22 protein-coding genes are annotated in these 24,047 nt (G+C 51.1%); 2 read left to right on the top strand and 20 right to left on the bottom strand.

The genetic code is table 11. The features are described 5' to 3' along the window. Positions 1-5: 5 nt before the first annotated feature. The 7 genes from ABID13_RS04545 to ABID13_RS04515 all read right to left on the bottom strand — a co-directional run bounded on the left by ABID13_RS04545 (position 6) and on the right by ABID13_RS04515 (position 8,921). The gene (locus ABID13_RS04545; protein WP_007858999.1) at positions 6-839 is read right to left on the bottom strand and encodes a carbohydrate ABC transporter permease; all 834 of its coding nucleotides are present in this window, start codon (positions 837-839) and stop codon (positions 6-8) included. Beyond that, on the bottom strand, positions 839-1,747 hold the full coding sequence (locus ABID13_RS04540; RefSeq protein WP_048930222.1) for a carbohydrate ABC transporter permease: 909 nt from the start codon (positions 1,745-1,747) through the stop codon (positions 839-841). Before ABID13_RS04540 ends, ABID13_RS04545 begins: the two co-directional genes overlap by 1 nt. A gap of 118 nt (positions 1,748-1,865) precedes the next feature. Then, positions 1,866-3,122, bottom strand: a complete 1,257-nt coding sequence (locus tag ABID13_RS04535; RefSeq protein WP_007859002.1) for a sugar ABC transporter substrate-binding protein — start codon at positions 3,120-3,122, stop codon at positions 1,866-1,868. 130 nt (positions 3,123-3,252) lie between these two features. After that, positions 3,253-4,518 carry an extracellular solute-binding protein gene (locus ABID13_RS04530; RefSeq protein ID WP_048930223.1) on the bottom strand — a complete coding sequence of 422 codons (1,266 nt, stop codon included), beginning with the start codon at positions 4,516-4,518 and terminating at the stop codon, positions 3,253-3,255. A gap of 32 nt (positions 4,519-4,550) precedes the next feature. Further along, the gene (locus ABID13_RS04525; RefSeq protein ID WP_007859007.1) at positions 4,551-6,074 is read right to left on the bottom strand and encodes a response regulator transcription factor; all 1,524 of its coding nucleotides are present in this window, start codon (positions 6,072-6,074) and stop codon (positions 4,551-4,553) included. A 10-nt stretch (positions 6,075-6,084) separates the two neighbouring features. Next, positions 6,085-7,896 (bottom strand): cache domain-containing sensor histidine kinase, encoded by a 1,812-nt coding sequence (locus ABID13_RS04520; RefSeq protein WP_007859009.1) that lies wholly within the window; start codon positions 7,894-7,896, stop codon positions 6,085-6,087. A gap of 29 nt (positions 7,897-7,925) precedes the next feature. After that, positions 7,926-8,921 carry an ornithine cyclodeaminase family protein gene (locus tag ABID13_RS04515; RefSeq protein WP_007859011.1) on the bottom strand — a complete coding sequence of 332 codons (996 nt, stop codon included), beginning with the start codon at positions 8,919-8,921 and terminating at the stop codon, positions 7,926-7,928. A 246-nt stretch (positions 8,922-9,167) separates the two neighbouring features. On the opposite strand from ABID13_RS04515, the gene ABID13_RS04510 reads away from it, so the two are divergent. Beyond that, the gene (locus ABID13_RS04510) at positions 9,168-10,424 is read left to right on the top strand and encodes an AraC family transcriptional regulator (RefSeq protein WP_007859013.1); all 1,257 of its coding nucleotides are present in this window, start codon (positions 9,168-9,170) and stop codon (positions 10,422-10,424) included. Between the two features lie 62 nt (positions 10,425-10,486). On the opposite strand, the gene ABID13_RS04505 is transcribed toward ABID13_RS04510, so the two are convergent. The 13 genes from ABID13_RS04505 to ABID13_RS04445 form a co-directional block, all read right to left on the bottom strand. Next, positions 10,487-11,584, bottom strand: a complete 1,098-nt coding sequence (locus ABID13_RS04505; RefSeq protein ID WP_048930224.1) for a putative NPN-dependent ornithine cyclodeaminase — start codon at positions 11,582-11,584, stop codon at positions 10,487-10,489. 23 nt (positions 11,585-11,607) lie between these two features. Beyond that, the gene (gene arcC, locus ABID13_RS04500; RefSeq protein WP_242849270.1) at positions 11,608-12,609 is read right to left on the bottom strand and encodes a carbamate kinase; all 1,002 of its coding nucleotides are present in this window, start codon (positions 12,607-12,609) and stop codon (positions 11,608-11,610) included. 51 nt (positions 12,610-12,660) lie between these two features. Further along, positions 12,661-13,653, bottom strand: a complete 993-nt coding sequence (gene argF / locus ABID13_RS04495; protein ID WP_048930226.1) for an ornithine carbamoyltransferase — start codon at positions 13,651-13,653, stop codon at positions 12,661-12,663. A 35-nt stretch (positions 13,654-13,688) separates the two neighbouring features. Further along, positions 13,689-14,915, bottom strand: coding sequence for an arginine deiminase (gene arcA, locus ABID13_RS04490; protein ID WP_048930227.1), 1,227 nt, complete (start codon positions 14,913-14,915; stop codon positions 13,689-13,691). 371 nt (positions 14,916-15,286) lie between these two features. Then, positions 15,287-16,543 (bottom strand): 3-isopropylmalate dehydratase large subunit, encoded by a 1,257-nt coding sequence (locus ABID13_RS04485; RefSeq protein ID WP_048930228.1) that lies wholly within the window; start codon positions 16,541-16,543, stop codon positions 15,287-15,289. Between the two features lie 10 nt (positions 16,544-16,553). Continuing rightward, complete coding sequence (locus ABID13_RS04480) at positions 16,554-17,045, bottom strand: LeuD/DmdB family oxidoreductase small subunit (RefSeq protein WP_045092112.1); 492 nt, start codon at positions 17,043-17,045, stop codon at positions 16,554-16,556. 20 nt (positions 17,046-17,065) lie between these two features. After that, positions 17,066-18,310, bottom strand: a complete 1,245-nt coding sequence (locus tag ABID13_RS04475) for a 3-isopropylmalate dehydratase large subunit (RefSeq protein ID WP_045092113.1) — start codon at positions 18,308-18,310, stop codon at positions 17,066-17,068. Positions 18,311-18,312: 2 nt separating this feature from the next. Continuing rightward, positions 18,313-18,795 (bottom strand): LeuD/DmdB family oxidoreductase small subunit, encoded by a 483-nt coding sequence (locus ABID13_RS04470; protein WP_007859030.1) that lies wholly within the window; start codon positions 18,793-18,795, stop codon positions 18,313-18,315. Between the two features lie 180 nt (positions 18,796-18,975). Then, positions 18,976-20,571 carry a sensor domain-containing diguanylate cyclase gene (locus tag ABID13_RS04465; protein WP_048930229.1) on the bottom strand — a complete coding sequence of 532 codons (1,596 nt, stop codon included), beginning with the start codon at positions 20,569-20,571 and terminating at the stop codon, positions 18,976-18,978. A 27-nt stretch (positions 20,572-20,598) separates the two neighbouring features. Then, a complete protein-coding gene (locus ABID13_RS04460; protein WP_048930230.1) occupies positions 20,599-22,260 on the bottom strand; it encodes a bifunctional diguanylate cyclase/phosphodiesterase in 1,662 nt (553 codons plus the stop codon). Between the two features lie 122 nt (positions 22,261-22,382). Next, positions 22,383-22,673, bottom strand: a complete 291-nt coding sequence (locus tag ABID13_RS04455; RefSeq protein WP_242849263.1) for a hypothetical protein — start codon at positions 22,671-22,673, stop codon at positions 22,383-22,385. 2 nt (positions 22,674-22,675) lie between these two features. Then, entirely contained in the window at positions 22,676-22,816 is a 141-nt protein-coding gene (locus tag ABID13_RS04450) for a hypothetical protein (RefSeq protein WP_242849264.1), read from the bottom strand. A gap of 129 nt (positions 22,817-22,945) precedes the next feature. Continuing rightward, on the bottom strand, positions 22,946-23,380 hold the full coding sequence (locus ABID13_RS04445; RefSeq protein ID WP_048930324.1) for a hypothetical protein: 435 nt from the start codon (positions 23,378-23,380) through the stop codon (positions 22,946-22,948). Between the two features lie 319 nt (positions 23,381-23,699). Here ABID13_RS04445 and ABID13_RS04440 point away from each other — a divergent pair, with 319 nt between their 5' ends. Continuing rightward, the gene (locus ABID13_RS04440; RefSeq protein WP_007859040.1) at positions 23,700-24,008 is read left to right on the top strand and encodes a hypothetical protein; all 309 of its coding nucleotides are present in this window, start codon (positions 23,700-23,702) and stop codon (positions 24,006-24,008) included. The last annotated feature ends 39 nt before the right edge of the window (positions 24,009-24,047 follow it).

The following is a 24,047-nucleotide window of genomic DNA, read 5'->3' as shown; positions in this document are numbered from 1 at the left end:
CTCCTCTAAGCCTTGACCGCGCCATTGGTCAGGCCGCTTACAATATACTTTTGCATGAAAATAAATATCAGCACCACCGGCGAGATGGCAATGATCCCAAACGCCATGGTGGAATTCCACAGTGTCTGGTACTGCTGGACATAATTATAGATGCTGGAGGTAATGGGCCTCATATTGGGATTGGTGATAAATGTAATGCCGTAAATCAGATCACCCCATGCATATACAAAGGAGAACACTGCTGCCACCACAATACCGGGCTTGGCAATGGGGAGCATGATCTTTGTAAATGCCGACACATGGCCGCACCCATCAATCTTAGCCGCCTCATCCAGTTCCTTGGGAATGGATACAAAATAAGTCCTCAAAATAATGATACTGAAGGGGATCCCCAATGTGGCGTCCGCCAGGATGGGGGCCCAGTACGTATTTAACAGCCGCATTTTGGAGAACATGATGTACAGGGATGTGAGAACCAGGGTGGAAGGCAGCATCTGGGTAATGAGGAAAAACAGGACCAGGCCTTTTCTGGCCCCAAACCGGAAGCGCGCCAGGCCGTATGCGGCCGGAATGGCCAGGACCGTGGCAATGGCAGTCGCGCCGCAGGATATAATCAGGCTGTTCTTAAATCCTCTCAGCGTGTCCCCGGAAGCGGACAGCTGCTTGGCAAAGGCCTCAAAGGTAAGATTCTCGGGCCACAAAGGGGTTGGGATGGAGAAGATCTCCACCTGGGTCTTCAGGGCCGTAACGATCATCCAGTACAGCGGGAAAATAAATACCAGGAATACAATGCCTCCCACAAGAAAAGAAATAAGTTTACTCCTGCTCTCTTTTTTCATCACATCACCTCATCATCACTGATCGTCTTAATATAGAAACATCCCACTGCCAGCAGGATCACAAACAGGACATTGGCGGCCGCAGCGCCCTGGCTGAACTGAAACTCCTCAAAGGACAAACGGTAGGCATAGGTGGAAACCAGCTCCGTGGAATTCACAGGTCCGCCCTTTGTCATCACCCACACCAGGTCAAAGACCTTAAAGGTGTACACAAATCCCAGGGTGAGCACGGACATGATGGCCGGCTTTATCATGGGAATGGTGATCAGGAACAAAGTCTGGAGCTTGCCTGCCCCGTCCAGGCTGGCACTCTCGTATATATCGCCGGGAATGGTGGTCAGGCCGGTGATGAGAAGCATCATATTAAAGGGAATACCGATCCATATATTGGCTGCCACAGCCGCGGCCATGGCAAGCCCGGGTTTTAAGAGCCAGTCCAGCGGCTGCTTCACAAGTCCCAGCCCCATGAGGAACTGATTGATGATACCGCCGCTGCTTGCAAACATGAACTTAAACAAAAGTCCGGCAACCGTCACAGGCAGCAGCCAGGATATCATGGTGACTCCCCGGAAAAAGGAACATCCGGGGAATTTCTTGTTAAACAGAAGGGCCAGGCCGAATCCGATCATAAACTGGAAAAAGATTGAACAGACCGTAAAGATCAGGGTATTTAAAATCGCTTTGGAAAGGATGGAATTCTTTCCTGTAAACAATTCGCTGTAGTTCCGAAACCCCACGAAATTCTGTTTGGTTGCATCTGAGAATGTATACACATCCACATTTTTAAAACTCAGTATGATATTCTGTATCATCGGATAGCCGATGAATATAAGCATATATAACACTGCCGGAGCCGCAAACAGAAAGCCCATTTTAGCAGCGGTATCCATTCTCCTATTTCCTTTCATCTTACCTCTTTCCTCCTGTGATGGGGACCTGTCCCCTTTGCTCCTGAGACCGGGGGCAGATCCCTTTTACCTCTGCGGACGAGACAGGTCCCTTTTGTCCTCCGCCGAATTTGTGCTTTTATTTCACTGCGTCCACTGCTTCCTGAGTATCCTCAGCCACCTGTTCCGGTGTCTTTGACAGGGTCAGGACTTCCTGGAACCCTTTCTGGATCGCAGAGGAATAGGATGGCCATGAGGCGGAAGGTCCTCTTGGGATAGAGGTTTCCAGCTGGGTGATAAACTCCGCCTGGATGGGGTCATCGGTCCAGTAAGCGTCCTTGGCAGCTTCTGTCTTTGGAGGGAAGGAGCCGTACTGCTTCATGGCGTCCACCATCACCTGGGTCTGGTCATAATATTTTAAAAATGCAACAGCGCCTGCCGTATCATCCTTGGCAACCACGCCCATGTTCTCGCCGCCCAGAATGGAGGTGGCCTGACCGCTGGCATCATCCATCTTGGGAAGGACGGTCACGCCGTAATTCAGATCCGGCGCATCCTTGGCGATTCCCGGGATCTGCCAGGGCCCGTTCTGCTGCATGGCCAGATTGCCTGCAATAAAGTTATTGTTTACGTCAGACTGTGTCCAGTTTACACATTCCTTTGTCCATGAACCGTCTGTGATCATCTCCTGCATCAGGTCATAGGCCTTGATTCCGCCCTTGATGTCTGTGTAGCTGCCTCCTGCGGTATAGAGCCACTGCAGGCACTGGAACGTACCCTCGTCCGTATTGGTGGCTGCATTTCCAAAACCCGTAACTCCGTCTTTGGTCAGGGCCTTTGCCATCTCATGGAACTGCTCCCATGTGGTATTCTCATCAGGATACTCCACCCCTGCTGCATCGAACATATCTTTATTGTAGAACAGGGCCGTACAGTTGGTGGCAAACGGAATGCCGTAATGCCTGCCATCCGCCATGGTGGATTCCATGGGGCCTTGTATGTATTCATCCCACTTAATATCCGCGTCCGATATGTCACCGAATAATCCCAGTGAAATAAAGCTTGCCATGGAACAGCCGTCCAGGATGACCAGATCCGGCAGTTCTCCCGATGCGATCCCCAGGGTGAGCTGCTTCTCATAATCGGAGAAGGGCACATAAACGTGGCTTGCAACATATTCATTCTGGGAAGAATTAAATCCGTCCAGCAGGCTGGTCATCATCTCCTTCTGGGCGTCTGTCTCAAAATAATCCCAGATAACGACCTCCTTTTTACTGCCCGTATCCGCGGCGGCCGCCTGTGTGCTTCCCCCTGACGTATTCCCCGAACCGCATCCCGATACCATTGCCGCAGTCATTGCTGCACATAATAAGGTACTGACAAATCTCTTCTTCATTAAAAAACCTCCCTCTTGTTTAATGCTTTCATTATAAAAGGGGAGGGAGGGTTTTGTTAGGGGAAAATATTAAAGAGGGTGGATATATTTTAAATCCCTGGAAAAACAGGTTTAAAATTATCCACCCTCTTTAATTTTCTCTACCCTGGACCTTGGATCCGATCCGCTCTGCCGCCTCCTGCGGCGTCATTCCCCCTGTTATGACCTCATACAGGCCTTCGGAAAGCACGCCTGTGATCTTGGGCCAATAGGAGTAGGCGCTCCTTGTAATGCAGTGGTCCATCTGTTCCACAAACACCTGGTAAACCGGATTCTTTTCCTGGAATTTTTCCGCCAGATGCCTGACAGGAGGCAGGGAATACATTTGCTTATTGAGACTGAGCATGACTTCGTCTTTATAATAATAGGACATAAGCGCCATGACCCCATCCACGTTCTTTCCCTTAACGACCCCAAAATTCTCCCCGCCGGTTACCACAATACTCTGTTGGTCTACCGGAAGCTTGACCACTCCGTAATCAACGCCTGCCTCCTCCACCAAAGGAAGGGCCCAGGGACCGTTCTCCATCATGGCGCATTTACCTGCCGCAAACTGTCTGGCCACATCCACCTGGGACCAGTTGATACAGTCCTTGGGCATAATCCCCTCCTCCACCATATCCCGCAGCAGCGCAAGGGCCTTTACGGTCCCCTCCCCTCCCAGATCATCCATCTCCTCCCCGGTTGACAAGATCCAGGGTACCAGCTGGAAAGAGGACTGCTCCTCCACAATTGCCGACATGATAAAACCGTACCTCTCCCCTGTGGTCATTGCCCTGGCAGCCTTCAGAAATTCTTCCCAGTTCTCAGGCGGCTCCATACCGGCTTCCCGGAACATTTCCCTGTTATACACAAGACCCACGTTATTGCAGCAAAAAGGCATGCCATAGTATCTGCCGTCATACTGCACCGAGGAGAGGACTTCCGGGTAAAACTGGGACAGATCATACCGCCCCTCCACGGCCTGCGTGATGTCCTCAAAAATGCCCAGGTCCACGTATTTGCGCATATCCGGGTTATCGATCAACACCACATCCGGCAGCTTTCCCTCCGCCACTCCAATGGATAAAAGCTTTTTAAATTCCGAGGAAGGCCCCTGGTATTCCCATCTGGCCATGTATTCATCCTGGCTGTTGTTAAAGCCTTCCACCAGACGGTCCAGTCCTTCTTTCTGCTGTTTTGTCTCATAATAGGACCAGAGCACCACTTCCCGCGGCCCTGTTTCCTGCCCCGGCAGTTCAGGCGCCCTAATCTGCACACCGCAGCCTCCCAGACAGATCAGGGAGAACAGGATACAGAACAGGGTATAACACCCGGCCGGCCGTCTTTTTGTCCGGCTCTCTGTTTTCCATTTCATGCCATCCCTCCTTTGCAGAGTATCTTTCACGCCTAGTCCATCTGCCTGTAATCCCCGGGGGATATGCCGAGTTCATCTTTGAACACCCTTGCAAAGTATTTGGGATCCGTGTAGCCTACTGTCTCCGCGATTTCATATACCTTCATGTCCGTACCTTTCAAAAGCCGCTTTGCATGGCTGATCCTGAATTTCCTTAAAAATGTGGAAAAATTCTCCCCCATCTCCCGGTTAAACAGCGTACTCAGGTATTCCGGAGTGATTCCCAGCTTACCGGCCACCTCCTCCAGGGAAATTCCCTCCTGGTAATGCTCCCTGATATAGTTGATAGCGCGTTTGATGGTGTAATTGCTGATGTCCTCTTTTACCCTATGGGGGCTGCACACAAGGGAAAGTCCATCCCCATAGCTTTGTTCCAGTTCCCGCAGGGTAACTGCCTCCGTACACCGGGTCAGCAGGTCTGCGTTCTGCAGCTGCCCATAGGTGTCCCCGTCTATCTCGCGGACGGTATCTAAAAGCAGGTAAGTGGCTTTCAGATATGCCTGCCGTATTTCCTGCTCCCGGTAAGGTCCGTCTTTCATAAACTCCATGAACATTTCCCCCGTTTTCCGGGCATTTTCCAGATCTCCCCTGCACAGGGCATTCTTCATATCGGCGCCAAGGTCGGCAGGAAAACGGAACTCCTTCCAGTCAACCGCGTCCATGCGTTCCCTGGTGACCAGATCTCCCTCCGTAACAGGCAGGGCCTCCCTGATCAGAAGTTCCGCATCCCGCGCTCCCTTTTGGACAGACTCCCACCCTTTCATGGAAACCATGGCCCAGACCGCCCGGCCGTCCCTTTGCTTATAAGGCCGCACGATCTTCCGCTCCACTGCCTGGCAGAGCAGGCAGGATACGTCCTCATCCTCCGGCAGGGCGGCCAGACCCAGGAACTGACGCCTTCCCCTGTCCCACGATACATGGAGCCGGACGGAAGGCAGCAGTGCCCTGATCTGGTCAAACTTTCCGCCGATCTCCTCCTCATAACCGATGGGTGCATCCCCTGTATATCCTAAATACAGCTGGAAATGAACAAAAGCGCCAAAACCGCAGATCGTTCTCACCCGTCTGTCTTCCTCCTCCGACAGCGGACCGCCATAAATCAACTCCTTGATGCACTGTCCCGGAGTGCCGGCATTTTTCTGTTCTTCCGCCTCCATCTTTCTCTGGGTGCGCTCCAGCAGATCCACAATATCCTCTGCTGCCAGAGGCTTTAGCAGATAGTCGTCCACACCAAAATGAATGGCTTTCTTTGCATAATCGAATTCAGAATACCCGCTGAGTATCACAGCCCGGATGGGAAGACTCATGCCGTGAAGGGCTTCGATCATCTGAAGCCCATCCATCACCGGCATACGGATATCTGTTATGACCAGATCCGGCTTGAATCTAAGCGCAAGAGACAGGCCCTCCTGTCCGTTGGACGCCTCCCCGATCACCGTGTGCCCGGTATGTGATTTGATCAGTCTTGCCAGACCTTCCCTTATCATCACTTCATCTTCTACGATCAGTATCCTCATGATATCCTCCTTAAGACGGCCTGTTCACAGGCAGGGTCAGGGTGACCACCGTACCCATTCCCTCAATGCTGTTCACATTCCACACAGCTTCCTTTCCATAGTACATGTCCATTCTGGCAAATGCATTGTGCAGGCCAATGCTTCCTCCCTCATCCTTTACCGCCTGTTCACGCACATTAAAGCTTTCCGCCATCTCCCGGGACATTCCCTTTCCATTGTCCTCTATTATGATATTCAGCCGTTCTCCGGTCTCGGACAGGAACAGGTCCACCCTGAGCACCCCTCCCTTTTCCGTTCCCTTAAAGCCGTGGATAATGGCATTCTCCACAAAGGGTTGGAGGAGCAGCTTATAGATCATCACCTTCCTGGCTTCTTCTGTTACATTCAGCGAAAACCGGAAGGACTGGTTAAAACGCATCTGCTGAAGACTTACATATTTTTCCAGCCAATCGGCCACCTCCGATACACTGGCCATCTGATTGCTCTGGTTCACGCTGTAACGCAGGATAACGCCAAGGTTGCGCAGCATCCTGCTGATCTCATACTCTTCTTTCTCAATGGCCATCCAGTTGATGGAATCCAGGGTATTATATAAAAAATGGGGATTGATCTGTGCTTCCAGTGCACGGATCTCCGCATTTTTCTGCTGATCCTTTGCCTGTGACACCTCAGCCACCAGGTTTCTGACCTTGCCTGTCATATCATTGAAGTTGCTGGCGATCTGTCCCAGCTCGTCCCTGCTCTCCAGAGCAACGGACACATTCAGGTTCCCCTCCTTGACCTGGTCGATCCCATCTGTGATCAGGGCCACAGAGCTGCCGATCCTGCGCACAATATAGCAGATCAGCACACTGGAAAACAGGATGGCTGTCAGACTGATGACAATGAACATGATCTGGTTGTTCCTTATGTCCCGCATCATATAATCCTTATTGTATACATTGTAATACACCCATCCCCTGTGCTCATTCACATATGTATTCACAGCCGTGTTCTGGCCTTTCAACAGTCCCGTCACACTGACAAATTCCTGTACGGACAGCTTTGGGTTCATATTGATCCCCGTATAGAAGGGATTGGGGTAGGATATGACAAAGCCGGTCCGGTCCGTGATAAAGTTTATATTGTACTCGGCCTCGTCTTCTGCAATGGCAACCGCGCAGATGTCCCGCAGCACGCTCTCGTCCACACTCATGACAATGGTGGCAATAACGCCTTTATCCAGATTATTATAATCATACATACATTTTGAGATATGGAAATAGTACTCATCCCCGTCATAGCCCTTATACCTGGTTGTGGGCGTGACCAGCATTCCAGGCTGGCCCTGCACATCACGGTAAGGCGCTATCTCCCTCAGGTCACCGTAATCATCCCACAAATTCTCAATGGAGGAACCGGTGCCGGCATCATATGTAACCGACTGGCCGTTGGAACAGATAACACTGATGCAGCGCACGCCTTTTACCGACTTCTCAGCCTGCTGCAGCCGGTTATATATGGTGTGGAAAGCAACCTCCCGTTCACCGGCTTCCCGTTCCATAAGGATATTTACATTTTCTATGATCTTATCATCCACATAGATCTGATATACCAGGTTGGTGTAAATGTCCATGGTCAGGTCCACCCGTTCCGAGAGCTGGGTCAGATTGTCCACCATCAGGGTATCGATCTTGCGTTTCAGGGAATTGGAATTCATCCTGTATCCAATGAACTGGATGGCCAGAATGGGGACTATGGATGCCATGACAAAGGCAAGCATGATCTTTTTCCCTATTTTCATGTTATTGAAATGGTCCAATAAGAAAAGGTGAGGTTTCATGATCCTGCTCCTTCCTTTGTTTGTCGGGATCACAGCGCAAGTATCGTTCCCACCCCTTTTTCAAGAGCTCGTTTCATCACCACATTGCCAACGGAAATATCACAGATCCCTTCCCCGCCGGTGACCAGCAGGATCTTTTCATCATTGTCCCTGCGCCCCTGCGCCCTTCCGGTGAGGAGATCACCGATCATAACCGGCCGCAGGGACCGCGTCCCGTCCCATGGCCGTGGTCTTGACTGGATCTTGTCATAGACCTCATGATCATCCATAAAATACCGGTCAAATGACATAAACGCGTCATACTCAAAATGGTTGGCGCCGCTGATGGAGATCGCAGTCACCCCGGGCTTCAGCCATTCCTTCTGCACCACGGTAAATGTATCGGCCCGTCCAAAGGGTGTTGAGGACAGTAAGACATCCCCTCTGGACACAACATACTCCGCATCGGTGGATATGGTGATGGAGATCCCGTGCCGCTCCTCCATTTCCTTTTTAAATCGCTCCAGGCTGTCCTCATGGGGACCCCAGGCATAGATCCGGTCAATACCCTTACACTGGCTGACCGCCGCGTCCAGATGGGTCCTGCCCTGGACTCCGCAGCCCAGCACTGAAATATTCTTATTCCCCTCCCGCACCAGATGGCGCAGGGCGATTCCGCTGACCCCGGCTGTGCGCATGCCAGTGATCCAGGTACAGTCCATCACAGCCATGGGGCAGAAGGTGTCAGGATCATTTAGAATAATCAATCCGGTAATGGTTGGAAGGGAAAAAAGCTTCGGATTTGCGGGCCTTGCCCCAAGCCATTTTGTCCCCATCTCCCTCCTGTCCACGATACGGGCAGAATATGCCTTTAAAAATCCTTCCGTATCCGGGTTTCCTATTCTGGGCTTTAAGGGGATCTCTGTCTCCCCATTACTTTTAGACCTGTATACCGCCTCAAGCACATCAATGCACTCGCTGATTGATAAATCCAAGGATTCCACATCCGAAAATGATAGATACAGCAATTCTTTTCCTATTTTCATCTTTGCCTCCGTTCAAGACTCCCACCCCTTCAGGCAGTGCCTGTATCAGATAATTATACGCCATTCCTCCATAAATACGCAACCCTTGTCTTTCCATATAACGGCACCAAGGTTACGAGTTCATTGGAATCCCATGCCCTCCTTCTTGATTCCACCTGAAAAAAAGTTTATAATAGCCAATGGAGTACCCTGTATTCCAAGATTACTCCTGGACAGTTACAAATAACCATACAAAGGGAGACTGCTATGGCAAAGATCGTACCAATGCAAAGCCTGTACTGTTCCATGCAGGATGAAAATAAAATATGCAGCTTTGATATCGAGGTATTGACCGAACCCACCACGCCTCTGATCCATCCCATGTCACGATTCTGGCTGATCAACAGCGGAGAAGGCACGCTTATGCTGAACAACCGCCCCTACCATTTAAAGCCCGGAACCGTGGTTTCCGTGCTGCCGTGGCAGATCAGCGATATCGTGGAGGTGGCCGCACCCATTCAATTTTTTGTTATGGCGTATTATTTCGATAATATCAATGAGATCATCAAGACTTTCTACAATCCCAGCAGCGATCCGCTGTCCATTATGCAATCCCTTTCCAGACAGCCTGTCCTATATTTGGAGGGAGATGCCCTGGAGTCCATGCAGAAACTGTTTCTGCAGATAAAGGAAGAGATTGGTATGGAATCCACCATGGATTCCGGCCGGGATTCCCATGCGTCATCCAGCCGGGATCTGGGCAATCTTTACATAACAAACAAACTGATTGAGATCATCATCTGCTTTTTACGGGCAAAAAGGGAGACTGGTGCCCCCGCTTCCCCCCAGACCATTGAGCCCAGCGAGATATTCCAGTATCTTTACAGCCATTTGAACGAGAAGATAACCCTGGCCATGCTGTCCAAGATCTTTTATATGAGTGAATCCTCCATCAGCGCTTATATTACAAAGACCACCGGACTATCATTTTTTGACCTTTTGGGTGAAATGCGGATCGGCAAAACCATCAATTATCTTCTGTACACTGATTTCACCCTGGAGGAGCTGTCTGAGATCCTCGGTTTTGTGGACAGCGCCCATATCAGCAAGGTATTCTCCGCAAGGGTGGGCATGAAGGCAAATGACTTCCGCAGCACTTACCAGAACATTGGCAATATGTGCCGCATCAAGGACAGGAAGGACTTTTATTCCGTTGTTTCATACATCTACCGCCATTACAGCGAGGACCTTCATCCCAAAACCGTGGCGGAACAGTTTAACATGTCCCCCAGGGAATTAAACCGTATCCTGCTGTACCAGGTGGAGATGAACTTTACGGACTATCTTAATTTTATCCGGGTCAACAGAGCCTCCGAACTCCTGCTTAAAACCACAAAAAGCATATTGGAGATAGCCCTGGAAACCGGATACAACAATGAAAAAACCCTGAACCGCAACTTCCTGAAGTTCCGCTCCATGACGCCCGGCTGGTTCCGTCAGACGATCGAGTTGCAGGAGAATTGAGATTCAAGGGTGGGGGCATCCGTCCGTTCAGGGAATGGGGATGGGACGGGGCCGGCTTTTTTTTACATCAGTTTCAGTCCTTTGGCTACAATGGTGATGAAATCCTGGACATTGGTCACCACTGTGGTTGCGCAGAGGCTGCCTCTGTCTAACAGCTTGTTGACCACAAACTCATCTGCGTCCACGGTGTAGAGGTATACAGGGCGGATGGTTCCGTCCGGCATGACGCGGAAAGAGGGGGTCATGTTGCCGGTGGCAATGGTGTGGAGCATGGTTGCCAGGCAGATCACACAGGTGGATCTGCGCACCAGGTTCCTCATGGCGCTCTGTCCTTCGTAAGCGCTGGCGATCACCTCCGGCATGGGGCCGTCATCGCGGATGGAGCCGGTGAGCACCATAGGTACATTATTTTTGACACAGCTGTAGATAATGCCGTTATCAATGTTGTAGTCTTTTATAAACTGTGGAATGGAACCGCTCCTGCGCACCTTGTTGATCACATCCAGGTGGTTATAGTGGCCGTTCGGCTGGGATACCTGGGTGTAGATGTCCTGCCCCAGGGCCGTGTGCAGCAGGGCGCCCTCCAGGTCATGGGTGGCCAGGGCATTTCCGGCCATCAGGCCGTGGGCGTATCCGTTGTCGATCAGCGCCTGCATGGCCGCCCTCGCATCCGCGTCAAAGGAAAAGGCAGGTCCCATGACCCAGACAATGTTGCCGAATTCCTTTTCATGTTTTAACAGTTCAAACAGGTTGTCATAGTCGCGGGCGTAGGAAGTCTCACGGCTTCTTCCCTGGCGGAATACAAACTGGTCCTCCAGATGCTCCCCCTCCTGTTCAAATCCATGACAGTGCATATAGATCCCCTCTTCACACTTTTCCGTGCGTCCCAGAATCACCTTATCGCCTTTTTTGATGTTCCGGTTCTCCACCACTTCCAGGTGTCCGTCATCACAAAGTACCACGCTGGAATCCATGCGGCTTTCCTCTGCCAGGATCCACTTACCGTTGATCTTAAAATATTCCGGATACATGGAGGTACTGTGGTAATGATCCGGTGCAACCCCGTCCATATCCGCCTCCTGGTATTTGGCATCGGGGGCATTTACAAACAGTTCCTTTGTAAAGTCGGGATGATGGTATTCAGGTATTTTAAATGACATATATTCTCCTTCTTTCTCTCTTATTAATTGATATCTGCCTCATATGATTCACTATCCATGTCTAAAGGCACATAGCTGCTTGGAGCCGGCTCTGAGCGGATCCTTGTCCCCGCTTCACCGTGGAGGGCCTGGGCCGCCTTTTCCAGGGAAGTGATAATGGCGCTCCTGCCGGGCAGGGCTCTCACAAACTCCATACATGCTTCTACTTTGGGAAGCATGCTTCCCTTTGCAAACTGGCCTGACTTTATATAGGCATCCGCCTCCTTTAGGGTCAGCTCTGAAAGTGCCCTCTGGTCCGGCTGGCTGTAATTGATATAGACCTGGTCCACGGCCGTCAGAATGATCAGCATATCTGCCTTCAGCTCCTGGGCCAGTTTACTGCTGGATCTGTCCTTGTCAATGACAGCATCGATCCCGTGTATTCCCTGGTCATCCTCCACCACGGGGATCCCTCCGCCTCCCACAGCGATCACCAGCAGGCCGCTCTGTATCATTTTCCGTATAGCTCCCAGTTCCACGATCCGTTGAGGTGCCGGGGATGGCACGACCCGGCGGTAACCCCGCCCGGCGTCCTCCACAAAGACAAATCCTTTTTCTTTTTCCAGCTTCACGGCCTCCTCATAGGTACAAAAATTCCCAATGGGCTTGGTGGGATTTTCAAAAGCCGGATCATTTTTATCCACCAGGACCTGGGTGACCACACTGACCACCGCCTTACCCAGGTTCCGTTTCAGAAGGCTTTGCTGCAGCGCCTGCTGGAGGTGGTAGCCTATAAATCCCTGGGACATAGCGCCGCACTCCGGAAAGGGCATATATGGGGTACAGGGGCCGTTGGCGGCCGCATAATCCATGGCTGAATTAATGATTCCCACCTGAGGTCCGTTTCCATGGCCTATGATGATCTCATGGCCTTCCGAAGCCAGGTCCGCTATGATCTTTGCAGCAGCGCGGACATGTGTGATCTGCTCCCCGGGCGTGCTGCCCAGGGCATTTCCCCCAAGGGCGACCACGATCCGTTTTTTCATCTTATTCACTGTTTCCTCCAATCAAGGCTCCCGTCAATCCAAAAGCAGATATCAGCAAAGTGTGGCGTAGATCACTGCCTTGATGGTGTGCATACGGTTTTCCGCCTCATCAAATACAACGGACTGTCTTGACTCAAACACCTCGTTGGTGACTTCCATCTCATTGATGCCGAACTTCTTTGCGATCTCCGCGCCGATGGTGGTATTGGTATCATGGAAGGATGGCAGGCAGTGCATGAAAATGGCCGAGGGTTTTGCTTTCTTCATCACCTCTGCATTGACCTGGTAGCCGCGGAGAAGTTTGATCCTTGTGCCCCACACCTCGTCAGGCTCACCCATGGAAACCCATATATCTGTGTAGACCGCATCCGCGTCCTTTGCCCCCTGGTCAATATCCTCTGTAAGACGGACCGTGCATCCGTTTTTCCCTGCGATCTCCCTGGCCCTGCTCACCAGTTCCTCGGCCGGGAACAGTTCCTTTGGCGCGCAGGCAGTAAAGTTAATCCCCATCTTTGCACACGCCACCATGAGTGAATTTCCCATGTTGTTTCTGGCATCGCCCATGTATGTAAAGTTCAGGCCCTTTAAACGGCCAAACTTTTCCTCCAGTGTGAGAAGGTCCGCCAGCATCTGGGTGGGATGGAACTGGTCCGTCAGTCCATTCCACACCGGCACACCTGCGTACTCTGCCAGCTCATCCACGATCTTCTGGTCAAATCCCCTGTACTCGATCCCGTCATACATACGGCCAAGGACTCTTGCCGTATCTGCAATACTCTCTTTTTTCCCCATCTGGCTGCTGCCAGGATCCAGGTAGGTCACTCCCATGCCCAGGTCCATTCCCGCCACCTCAAAGGCACAACGGGTACGGGTGGATGTCTTTTCAAAAAGAAGCACGATGTTTTTGTTCTCCAGATACCTGTGGGGGACGCCGTTTCTTTTCATGTTCTTAAACTCCTTTGACAGATCCAGCAGGTAACGGATCTCTTCCGGCGTATAGTCCAATAATTTCAGATAGTTTCTTCCTCTTACATTGACAGCCATTTTCTCTTCTCCTTTTATATGATTATGATGTTCACTTAAATCTCTTCCCGCTCAAGAGGCATGCTCATACACCGCGGGCCTCCCCTGCCTCTGGACAGTTCTGAACTGGGCATTTCCAGCACCTCTATCCCATTGTCCCGAAGGATGGAATTGGTGATATAGTTCCTGTCATACACCACTACCCTTCCGGGCCGGATACAAAGGGTATTGGATCCGTCATTCCACTGTTCCCGTTCCGAGGCGATCTTGTCCTTACCGCCGCAGCGGATCATGGTCACCTTATCAAGCCCCAGATGGGTGGCCAGAACCACGGGGAGAGGCTGGTCCAGTTCTGTCACGTGGAGCGGCTCTGACTTATCTCCCCTGCATATCTCATAGATGCGCAGGCTTCCCAGGATCCCCGGATGGATGGTGAATTTATCGTAATCCACCTGGGTGCACACGGTATCCAGGTGCATATAAGCCCTGATACTGGGGATATCCAGGGCAAGGATGGTCTCCACCTCACAGCCCTTGTCCTCAAATATATTCTGTGCCAGAAGTTCGATGGCCTCCGGTGTTGTCCTCTGGGAGATTCCCACTGCCAGCACCCTTCTGCTCAGGTTCAGGATATCGCCTCCCTCAATGGAAAATGGGTACTCCCTCTTATAATAGAAAGGGGTGCGTCCGGCATGGTCCGGGTGGTGTTCCAGAATGTATTTGCCAAAAATGGTTTCCCTGCGCCTGGTCCTGGAATACATGCAGTTCAGGCTCACGCCGTTTCCGATGCAGGCAAACGGATCCCTTGTAAAATACAGGTTGGGTATGGGATCTGTGATAAAATAGCTGTCCGACTTCACCAGGCTTACCAGAGGGCTGCCAAAAGCCGGTTTCAGTTCGTGGATACCGACACCGGACATGGTCTTTAGCACCAGCTGCTTTTCATCCGGTATATCCATAAGGAACTCATATAACTGGTTCTTAAACTTCTGGGCCGTGTTCCCGCTCTCACTGATAAACTGCTTTACAAAGCTTTCCTTTACAGCCGGATCTGCCTTTAAAACCTCTGCCATCCTGTCTTCCAGGTATACCACCTCCGCCCCGTTTTCCTTTAAAATACCGGCAAACAGGTCATGTTCACTCTGGGCCGTCCTCAAATACGGAATATCGTCAAACAGCAGCCGTTCCAGCTCGTCCGGAACAAGATGTTCCAGTTCTTTTCCCGGCCTGTGGAGCATCACTTTATTCAGCTTTCCTATTTCGCTTTTCACACAGATTGGCATGTTCTTCCTCCCTTGTTCCGTTTTCTACATTTTATTATATTTTCCCCGGATTTTCAGGACATACACAGGTGTTAAAATGGTATTTTAACCTGATTAAAAAGAAGGAGATCACCTCCAAACCACACCGGACACTCATGGAAATCCGCCAAATGTACAATCAAATGAAGGCAGCTGTCTTGGTTTCCATCAGTTTTAAATACAAAAAAATGAAACAGATTTGTCCTAACTTCGGGCAGTCAATGTTTTGTTATATTGGGCCCTGTCAGAAAAAAAGAAAGACAAACCGTTCTTATCCTTGATCTTACTGGACTTTTCCGGTTTGTCTTTATGATACTGTTTCAGTTACATGAACGTTTTTCCGCCTAAAATTTCTACGCAAATTCCTCCGGTCCCACGATTGCTCCGGCCACGGCGCAGGCCGCGGCTGTCCGCGGAGATGCCAGGTAGATCTCCACCTTGGAGGTCCCCATACGGCCCAGGAAGTTGCGGTTGTTGGTTGCGATCACCCGTTCCCCATCGCTTAATATTCCGCCGGTCCGGCCGCAGCACAGTCCGCATCCCGGATGTGTGATAATGGCTCCTGCCTCCGCCAGGGTTTCGATGGCGCCGCAGGCAATGGCCTCCTGGTAGATCCTGCGGCTGGCCGGTGTGACGATCAGCTTCACATAGTCAGCCACCTTTCTGCCCTTTAGCACCTGGGCGGCTGCCACCAGATCCTCCAGCCGTCCATTGGTGCAGGAACCGATGAATACCTGGTCTATGGGTGTTCCCTTCAGTTCCCTTACCGGCCTGATCTTATCCACCTGGGACGGACATGCCATGACCGGTTCAAACTCCTGGGCCTTGTATACAATGGTCCTCATGTAGACCGCGTCACCATCTCCGGTCAGACTCTTCTGATACTCATCCAACTTGATCCCGCAATATGCTTCCGTCTTTTCATCCGGCGTAAACAGCGCGCATTTGGCGCCTGCTTCAATGGCCATGTTGGCCATGGTCATTCGGCTGGCAACGGTCATGGACTCCACCGTGCTTCCTGAGAACTCCAGCGCCCGGTATGTGGCCCCGTCCGCTCCCAGGTCCCCGATCAGGCGCAGGATAATATCCTTTGACATCACGCCCTCCGGCAGTGTTCCGTCAATGACCACCCGGATGGTTTCCGGAACCTTGATCCACATGGTCCCTGTGCCCAGGATACTTGCCATCTCCGTGTAGCCGATCCCTGAGGAAAATGCTCCCACGCATCCATAGGTAGTGGTATGGCTGTCCGTGCCGAACACCACGTCCCCGGGCTTCACATATCCGGCCTCTGTCATCAGCTGGTGGCAGATCCCGTCACTTCTGTGCACATTCTTCATGCCGTGCTTTGCGGCAAAGGCGTCCCCCACCCGGAAGTGCCTTGTATCATCCAGCTGGCTGGCCGGAACCAGATGGTCGTAGATCAGCACCACCCGGTCAGGATCCCAAAGCTTTGTAAAGCCCATCTCCTCAAACTTTTCAGCCACAAATGGGATGAAAATATCATGGATCATCACACGGTCCACATTGACCGTGACAATATCCCCGGGCTTTACCTGATCCATACCTGTATTATGCTTAATAATCTTTTCAATGATCGTGTTTCCCATTGCAATCTCCTTAATCAAGTCCGTTCAGTTTTCTCATGGCCTTCACCAGCCCGCCTGCGTTTATAATATCAACCAGGTTCTGGGGAAGGGAGGCGATCGTGTATTGCCTTTCCTTGTAATCCACATGGTGATTCACCGTCACCGTTATGCTGTCGCCTTCTGTCATGTCATCATACAGATCCGGCTGCTCTATGAGCAGCAGTCCGTTGTTGATGGAATTGCGGAAAAAGATCCTTGCAAAGGATTTGGCGATCACGCACTTGATGCCCAGCGCCTTGATGATCTCCGGTGCCTGTTCCCTGGAGGAACCGCACCCAAAATTTTTGCCCGCAACAATGATATCCCCTTCCCTGATCTGTGCCGCCAGTTCCGGCCGTAGGGGGCTGAAGCCGTATTGTTTCATATCATCAATGGTTTTAAGGGCCAGATATTCCGTTGGGATAATGATGTCCGTGTCAATGTCATCCCCCAGTACCCAGACCCTGCCTGTAAATATTTCCATGATCAAACTTCCTTTCCTTGTCAATTAGCCAGAGCGATTTCACCTGCAATAGCCGATGCGGTCACTGTTGCCGCGGATCCCAGATAAACTTTGGAGCTGGGATGGCCTGCCCGTCCCTTAAAGTTGCGGGTCCCTGTGCTGATCAGTACCTCGTTTTCACCGATCACACCCTGGCAGCTCCCCCAGCACACACTGCAGTTGGGGTTCATGACAATGGCGCCCGCTTCCATGAAAATGTCGATCAGGCCTTCCTTTAATGCCTGCCTGTAGACCTCAAGGCTTGCAGGAACCACCAGGAACCTTACGCTGTCAGCCACTTTCCTGCCTTTTAAAAGCTCTGCTCCAACCCGCAGTTCCTCGATCCGCCCGTTGTTGCAGGAACCCAAGAACGCCTCATCAATCTTAACTCCGCACACATCCTTTGCAGGCACCACGTCATCCACAAAGTCAGGCCTTGCCACAACCGGCTGGATCTTTGACAGGTCAAAGGTATACTCCCTCACATAGACCGCATCCGGATCGCTGGTAAAGACAGCCTTTGGCTCACGCCCCCGCTCCCTCAGATACTCCAGGGCAGCCTCATCCGCCTCAAAGATACCGGTCTTGGCGCCTGCCTCCACGGCCAGGTTGCACAGCACCATACGGTCATTGACGCTGAAGGTCCCGGCGCCCTCCCCGGTAAATTCCATCACCTGATAGTTGCACCCGTTGGCCCCCACTTCCCCGATGATGGTCAGCATCAGATCCCTTGGATAGACGCCCTCCGGAAGCCGTCCCACCAGGTTGAACTTTACCGTCTCAGGAACCAGGACCCAGGAGGTCCCGGTCACCATGCCGTAAAGGAAATCCGTACAGCCCACGCCGGTTCCGAATGCCCCCAGTGCGCCGTAGGTACAGGTATGGCTGTCCGCTCCAAAGATCAGCTCACCCGGACATACGTAGTGTTCCATCATGATCTGGTGGCATACGCCCTTTCCTTCCCAGAAGTCGATCTTGTTTTCCCTTGCAAAATCCCTCATCTTTTTCTGGGAAGCCGCTGTCTTTGGATTGTCCGCAGGCACATTGTGATCCACGATGAACACCAGCTTCCTTGCATCCGCGATCCGCGGATTCTTAAGCTTGTTGTTGTACATATCAACGGTCAGATGCGTGGTGCCGTCATTGCTCATAAGGCGGTCCAGCTTCACAGTATGTATATCCCCCGGCTTCACGCTGTCCACGCCGGCTGCTGCTGCTATGATTTTCTCCGCGATTGTCATTCCCATGGCTATGCCTCCTCCTTGTTCAGTGATGCGATCAGTCCGCCCTGATTCAGTATATTCTGCATATATTCAGGAAGCCTGGTGCAGGGGTATTCTTTCCCATTGGCCCGGGCAACTCCCTCTGACAGGGAAAGCTCCATGGCGTCTCCTGTCTCAACCTCATCCGGAAGTTCCTTGCACACAATCACAGGAAGTCCGATATTAATGGAATTTCTATAAAATATCCTGGCAAATGATTTGGCAACCACTGCCTTGACACCCAATGCTTTCAGGACACTTGGCGCCTGTTCCCTGGAGGAACCGCAGCCAAAGTTTTCCCCTCCCACCACATAGTCCCCTTCTTTTACTTTTTGGGGAAAATCAGGATCCAGGGATTCAAATGTATGCACCTTCATCTCGTCAATGGTTGGCAGTAAAAGATACTGCGATGCAATAATCTGATCCGTATCCAGATCATTATGAAATTTAAATATAGTTCCGCCCGACATAAGGTAGTCCTCCTGTTAAAAATATATTGACCAAATACGTGTTTCGTCTCTGCTTATCTATTCTACCACAGAGTTTACTATAATAATAATACATGATAAGAATACTTACCATAGTAACAGGTTATGAAATAAAAAAACCTTTTCCCTCCCGCTGCGTTTAGCAGCAACAGGGAAAAGGGGTTATTCATCCTTCTCCTGATATACGCAGTACCGGGACCTGCCCTTCCTTTTTGCCTCATAGAGGGCCAGGTCGCTCCGCTGCAGCAGCACATCCACATCCAGGTCCGGCCTGTTGCTCTGGGCAATTCCAATGCTGGCCGACACGGTGCACATCTGATCCGATTCCTGAAAAGCGCTTGTCATCCTGTCCAGGAATCCGCCTGCCTCCAGCTCCAGCCGTTCCACGGTACAATCCCCCAGGCGGGCCACCAGGAATTCATCCCCTCCCAGACGGGCCACAAAATCATTGGGAAAGCATTCCGTCAGCAGGACTGCCGTCCGCGACAAAACCGCATCCCCCACCTTGTGTCCATAGGTGTCGTTGACCCCCTTAAAGCGGTCCAGATCAATGTACATCAGGCTTACGGCCCTGTTCCACCGATGATCGTGAATGTATTGGTAAAAGTATCTGCGGTTGTACAGTCCGGTGAGGAAATCCGTATTGGAGCTTTTCAAAATCTGGCGTTCCAGATCGCGTTCCGTGGTAACATCCCGAAAAATACAAAGTTTTCCAACCACATGGTGGAAAATATCGTAAATGGAGTTCTCATGGATCTCCAGCATCTTTTCCGTTCCATCCCTTAAGGCAGCCCTGGCCTCCAGATATCCCTCGCTGTTGATGGTATGCTGTTCCTCAAAGGTGCCGGCCCGCCATTTATAATAGTCTTCCCCCAGCACCTGTTCTTTCAGCGTCTGGAAATACTCTTCAAATTTTGCATTCACATTGACGATCATTCCCTTGTTGTTCCACAGCAGGATGGCGTAAGGCATGCTCTGCAGCAGGATCTCGATCTCTGTGCTCATATTTCCCAGGTCCGTCACATCATGGCCGATCCCCACCGTGCCCAGTATGGTAGTCCCATCCATATCAATGATCGGTGATTTGTAGGTGCGCAGCTGCCGCATGCCCTGGGAACACTTGACCTCCTCCGTAAACTGAAGGGTGCGCCGGGCCCGGATGACCGCGTCCTCGGATTCCTTGCAGGAGTCTTCCCCGTTTTCAAGATCATCCGGTGAGACTCCCCAGATATAACAGTGACCGCGTCCTGTCACATCCTCCCGCTCCCTGCCCACAACGGAGCAGAATGCTTTATTGACCTTCACATGGGTTCCGTCCAAGGATTTAAACCAGAGCATGTCCGGAATACTGTCAATGGCCGTATCCAGATAATTTTGGGTCATGTACAGATCGCGGCGCAGCTTTATCACCTCCAGAAAGCGCTTGATCCTCACCCTGACCTGCTCCCGGATCAGAGGCCGCGTCCACACCTCGTCCGCCGCCTCCAGATCACAGGCTGCAAGCCGGTCCGTCCACTGCCGTTCCCCGCACACCACCAGTACTGCGTCCTTTTTGCAATGCAGGCGAAGTTCTGAGGGAAGCTCCCCCGTATCCAGATCCCAGATGATGAGACCGCTCTCCCGGATCGTCCCCGGATCCGGCATGTCCCTGACTGCCAAACTATGTGAAAAATGCTCCATTGGCTGAATGGAACCAGCCACTTCCCCAACCATGGGATCCCTGCTGAAAACAGCAATCTGAAGTCTGCAATGATACATGTGATCCACCCCCCGGCACAGCCCGCCTTATAATAAGTAACGCGTCTCAAACTCAGAAGCACTCACAGGCCTTCCGAACAGATACCCCTGTATAAAGTCCGGCGCGGCCTGCTTCACCACCTCGAACTCTTCCAATGTCTCCACGCCCTCCACACAGACCTCCAGGGAGATGCTGTGCGCAAGCTTGATAATATACTCCAGGAAAATATACTCGTAGCTTCCCTTGCTGATTCCTGTAACAAAACTCCGGTCAATCTTAAGCACATTGGCCGGAAGTTCCTTTAGATGGCTTAGTGATGAATACCCGGTCCCAAAATCATCAATGGCAACCCCGTATCCCGCCTGATGAAGCTCCCTGAATTCCTCATTCAAAAAATGCAAATTGGGCACCCAGCAGCTTTCCGTCAGTTCCAGGATAATCCCCCTGGCGGGAATGTGATCCCTCTGCCTTGCTTTCAGGTATTTTAACAAGCCATTTTCCTTTAGCTGTATGTAAGAAACGTTCACGCTCATGATAAAATCCGGGGCATATGTTTCCCATTTCCTGTACTGCTTCATGCTCTCCTCCAGCACCCATGTCCCTACCTGGGTAATGAGGCGGCTCTCCTCCAGCAAAGGAATGAACTCCGCCGGCGATACCTCCCCATGCTTTGGGGAATGCCACCGAAGCAGTGCTTCAGCCCCGATCACAGCACCCGTTCCTGTTTCCACCTGCGGCTGGTAAAACAGTTCAAATTCACGAAACCCTTCCTTGACGCAGGTATGCAGGCTTTCCTGCAGTTCCATCATACGCAGCTTCTGTCTGTACATTTCCTCTGAGAAAAACACCAGCTGGTTCTTGCCGTTCATCTTGGCGACCTCCACCGCGTTTTCCGCATTCCGAAACAGCTTATGGCATGTCTCTCCGTCCCTTGGGAAAAAGCACGCCCCTGCGGACACGGAGATCATGATCGGCCGGCCTTCCACCACAAAGTGGCTGCCAATGATCATCTGTATGTTTTCATAAATATACCGCACGCCCTCCTCCGTACCGTTTTCCAGGAGGAACACAAACTCATCTCCATCCAGGCGGTAAAGCTGGCACTCCTTTGGAAGCAGGGACGAGATCAGGGCGGACAGCAGGTTCAAAGCCCTGTCCCCCAGGGCGTAGCTGTATTTCTCATTAATATTTTTAAAATCGTCAATGTCCAGCGCTACCATCACCCCCTGCACGTCCTGCCCCCGCTTAAGGAGCAGTTCCGTGTCCTGTTCAAACTGGCTCCGGTTCATGAGCCCTGTGACATTGTCAAATTTATTCTGTTTTCCAATGTTGGAAATCCTTCCGATCATAAAAAGAGGGCGGCCATCCTCATCCTTTTTCACCGTTCCCCTGCATGAGACCCATATGATCTGGCCGGATCTGTTATATACGCGGTATTCCATATCATGATAGTCTTTGGCCCCGTCCCGGATCAGCTGCATATCAGCCAGCCAGCGCTCCTGGTCCTTGGGGATCATGATGGATGACCAGACTGATACGACATCTGTTTCGATCCTGCGGCTGATCTCAAGATCTTTGTATGCGTGATCCGATATATAAAAGGTCCCGTTCTGTATATCCCACAGATATAGATAATCATCCGTGGTCTCGGAAAGCAGTGCCAAAATGACATCCGCTGTAAACTTTACATATTTTATCATATCAGGCATGGTTCTCTTCCCCCGTTGGCCTTATTGGATATCCTGAAATGTGTCCTGAACCCGCTTTCACGCACACTCTGACTATCATTGTATCACGCCGGGGGGGTTGTGTCCATAAGCATATCCGCTCCCTATGCGCCGCTGTACTTGATCTTTTTCAAGAAATCTTCAATGGAATATTCGGTGCCATGTTCATCCACAATACAATAATGATCCTGATTCGCCTGATGGGAAAAGAAATCCACCAGGCTGCCCTCATCCCTGATAATATGGTCATCCACATAAGACCCTTCCCACTGGAAAAGAGTCCTTTTGCCATTCCACCTGGATGAACCGAGCGCGGTCTCATAGCTCTGCGAATCTCCTGGCGCATGGCAAATTTTAGAGATCTCATCCTCCATGACCCGTTCCGCAAATCCCATGTTCACATGGATCCCGTTGGCCTCTCGCAATATTCATTGATCTGTTCCTTGATCCCCGGAATGAGTTTTTCTTCCCAAAACCGGTTAAATGCCAGTATCTCTTCCCGTTTTCTGCGGTTAGAAATGTAATATTCTGTAGACAATCTTTTTTTCCTCCGTTCAAATATGGTGTACTCTCTAAGTCTCCTCGGCCCATCTTTGCGGCTGAGCTTACGGGAGTGCACTATGTAGGAAACAGGACATGTACTGCCGCTCACATGTCCCGCATCCTGTTATAAAAACATCCGTATATCCTTCACCAGTCCCTCTTCCAGGCCGATGAGACGGATCGCCATGGCTCTGGATTTTTCATCAGCTGCCTTATATTGGTTCAGATATTTGTTAAGGGACTTGATCCCCATATTACACCCATCCGTCATCAGGTCCGCGATGGTCTCATCTGATTCATTCAGGACCAGCTTCACATTCGTCTTGAGCCATGACATGCTTTTGGCCATAGGGCCCGGCGCCTTTCCCTCATGGTGATGTTCAGCCAGCAGGGATCGTATTTCCTCTTTTACCTTTTGGTGATCCTCTTTGCAATCCAGCAAATACTGCTTAAATTCCTTATTGGAAACATAATCCAGCACTTCATCCAGCGATGCAACGCCCATTTGGGTTCCCGCATCACACTCACACAGCAGTTTTATGGTATCCTGTTCCGTCATTGTTCCTCTCAGCTCCTTATCTCTTTTATAGATAAGTATGGCTGATTTGGCCTCCATTATCCTGCCGGCCACTTCGTCCAGTGAATAGAGATCCCGCTGCCTCCCACGTTTTAAGGATACACCAATTTTTACCAACTATCAACCAAAACCAGTTTCTTACTGAATTCTTCTATTTTCCCTCATGCAAATTCTTAAGGCTTTTCTAATTTTTCTTACAGTTGCATCCCCTGTCTTTACATTTAAAGTTGAAGTGATTAGTATACAGGTGTACTCTCGGAGATTCCGGGAGTACACACAGCTTAAAAGGAGGAATCCGGGTATGATACATATGAAAAAACTTTGTTTCAAGCTAAAGCAGTACGGTACGGACCTGGTCAGGCTTGGCATTGCCAGCTGGCTTTTAACAAACACCATGTTCCTGCTGGGCAGCCATGTCCCGTTCATTACCCTGGACTTTGTAAGGCAGATATCCCTGGAAAGTTTCTTAGGGATCTGGATGGGGATCTATCTGTGTATGGCGTTTCCATACCTTATTTTAACCGGTTCAAACGCCAGGCATGTTTCCCTGGTTCCCAGCACGGCTATCTACATCGCAGCACTGGCCCTTCAGGGCAGCGTTATCCTGTAAGAGGCACACGCCCCGGCTAAGGCCAGGGCAGACCCAGAA

This window comes from Enterocloster citroniae, assembly GCF_040545455.1.
GTDB classification, from domain to species: domain Bacteria; phylum Bacillota; class Clostridia; order Lachnospirales; family Lachnospiraceae; genus Enterocloster; species Enterocloster citroniae.
The sequence above is the reverse complement of the archived record's forward strand: the minus strand, read 5'-3'. Positions and strand labels throughout refer to the sequence as shown.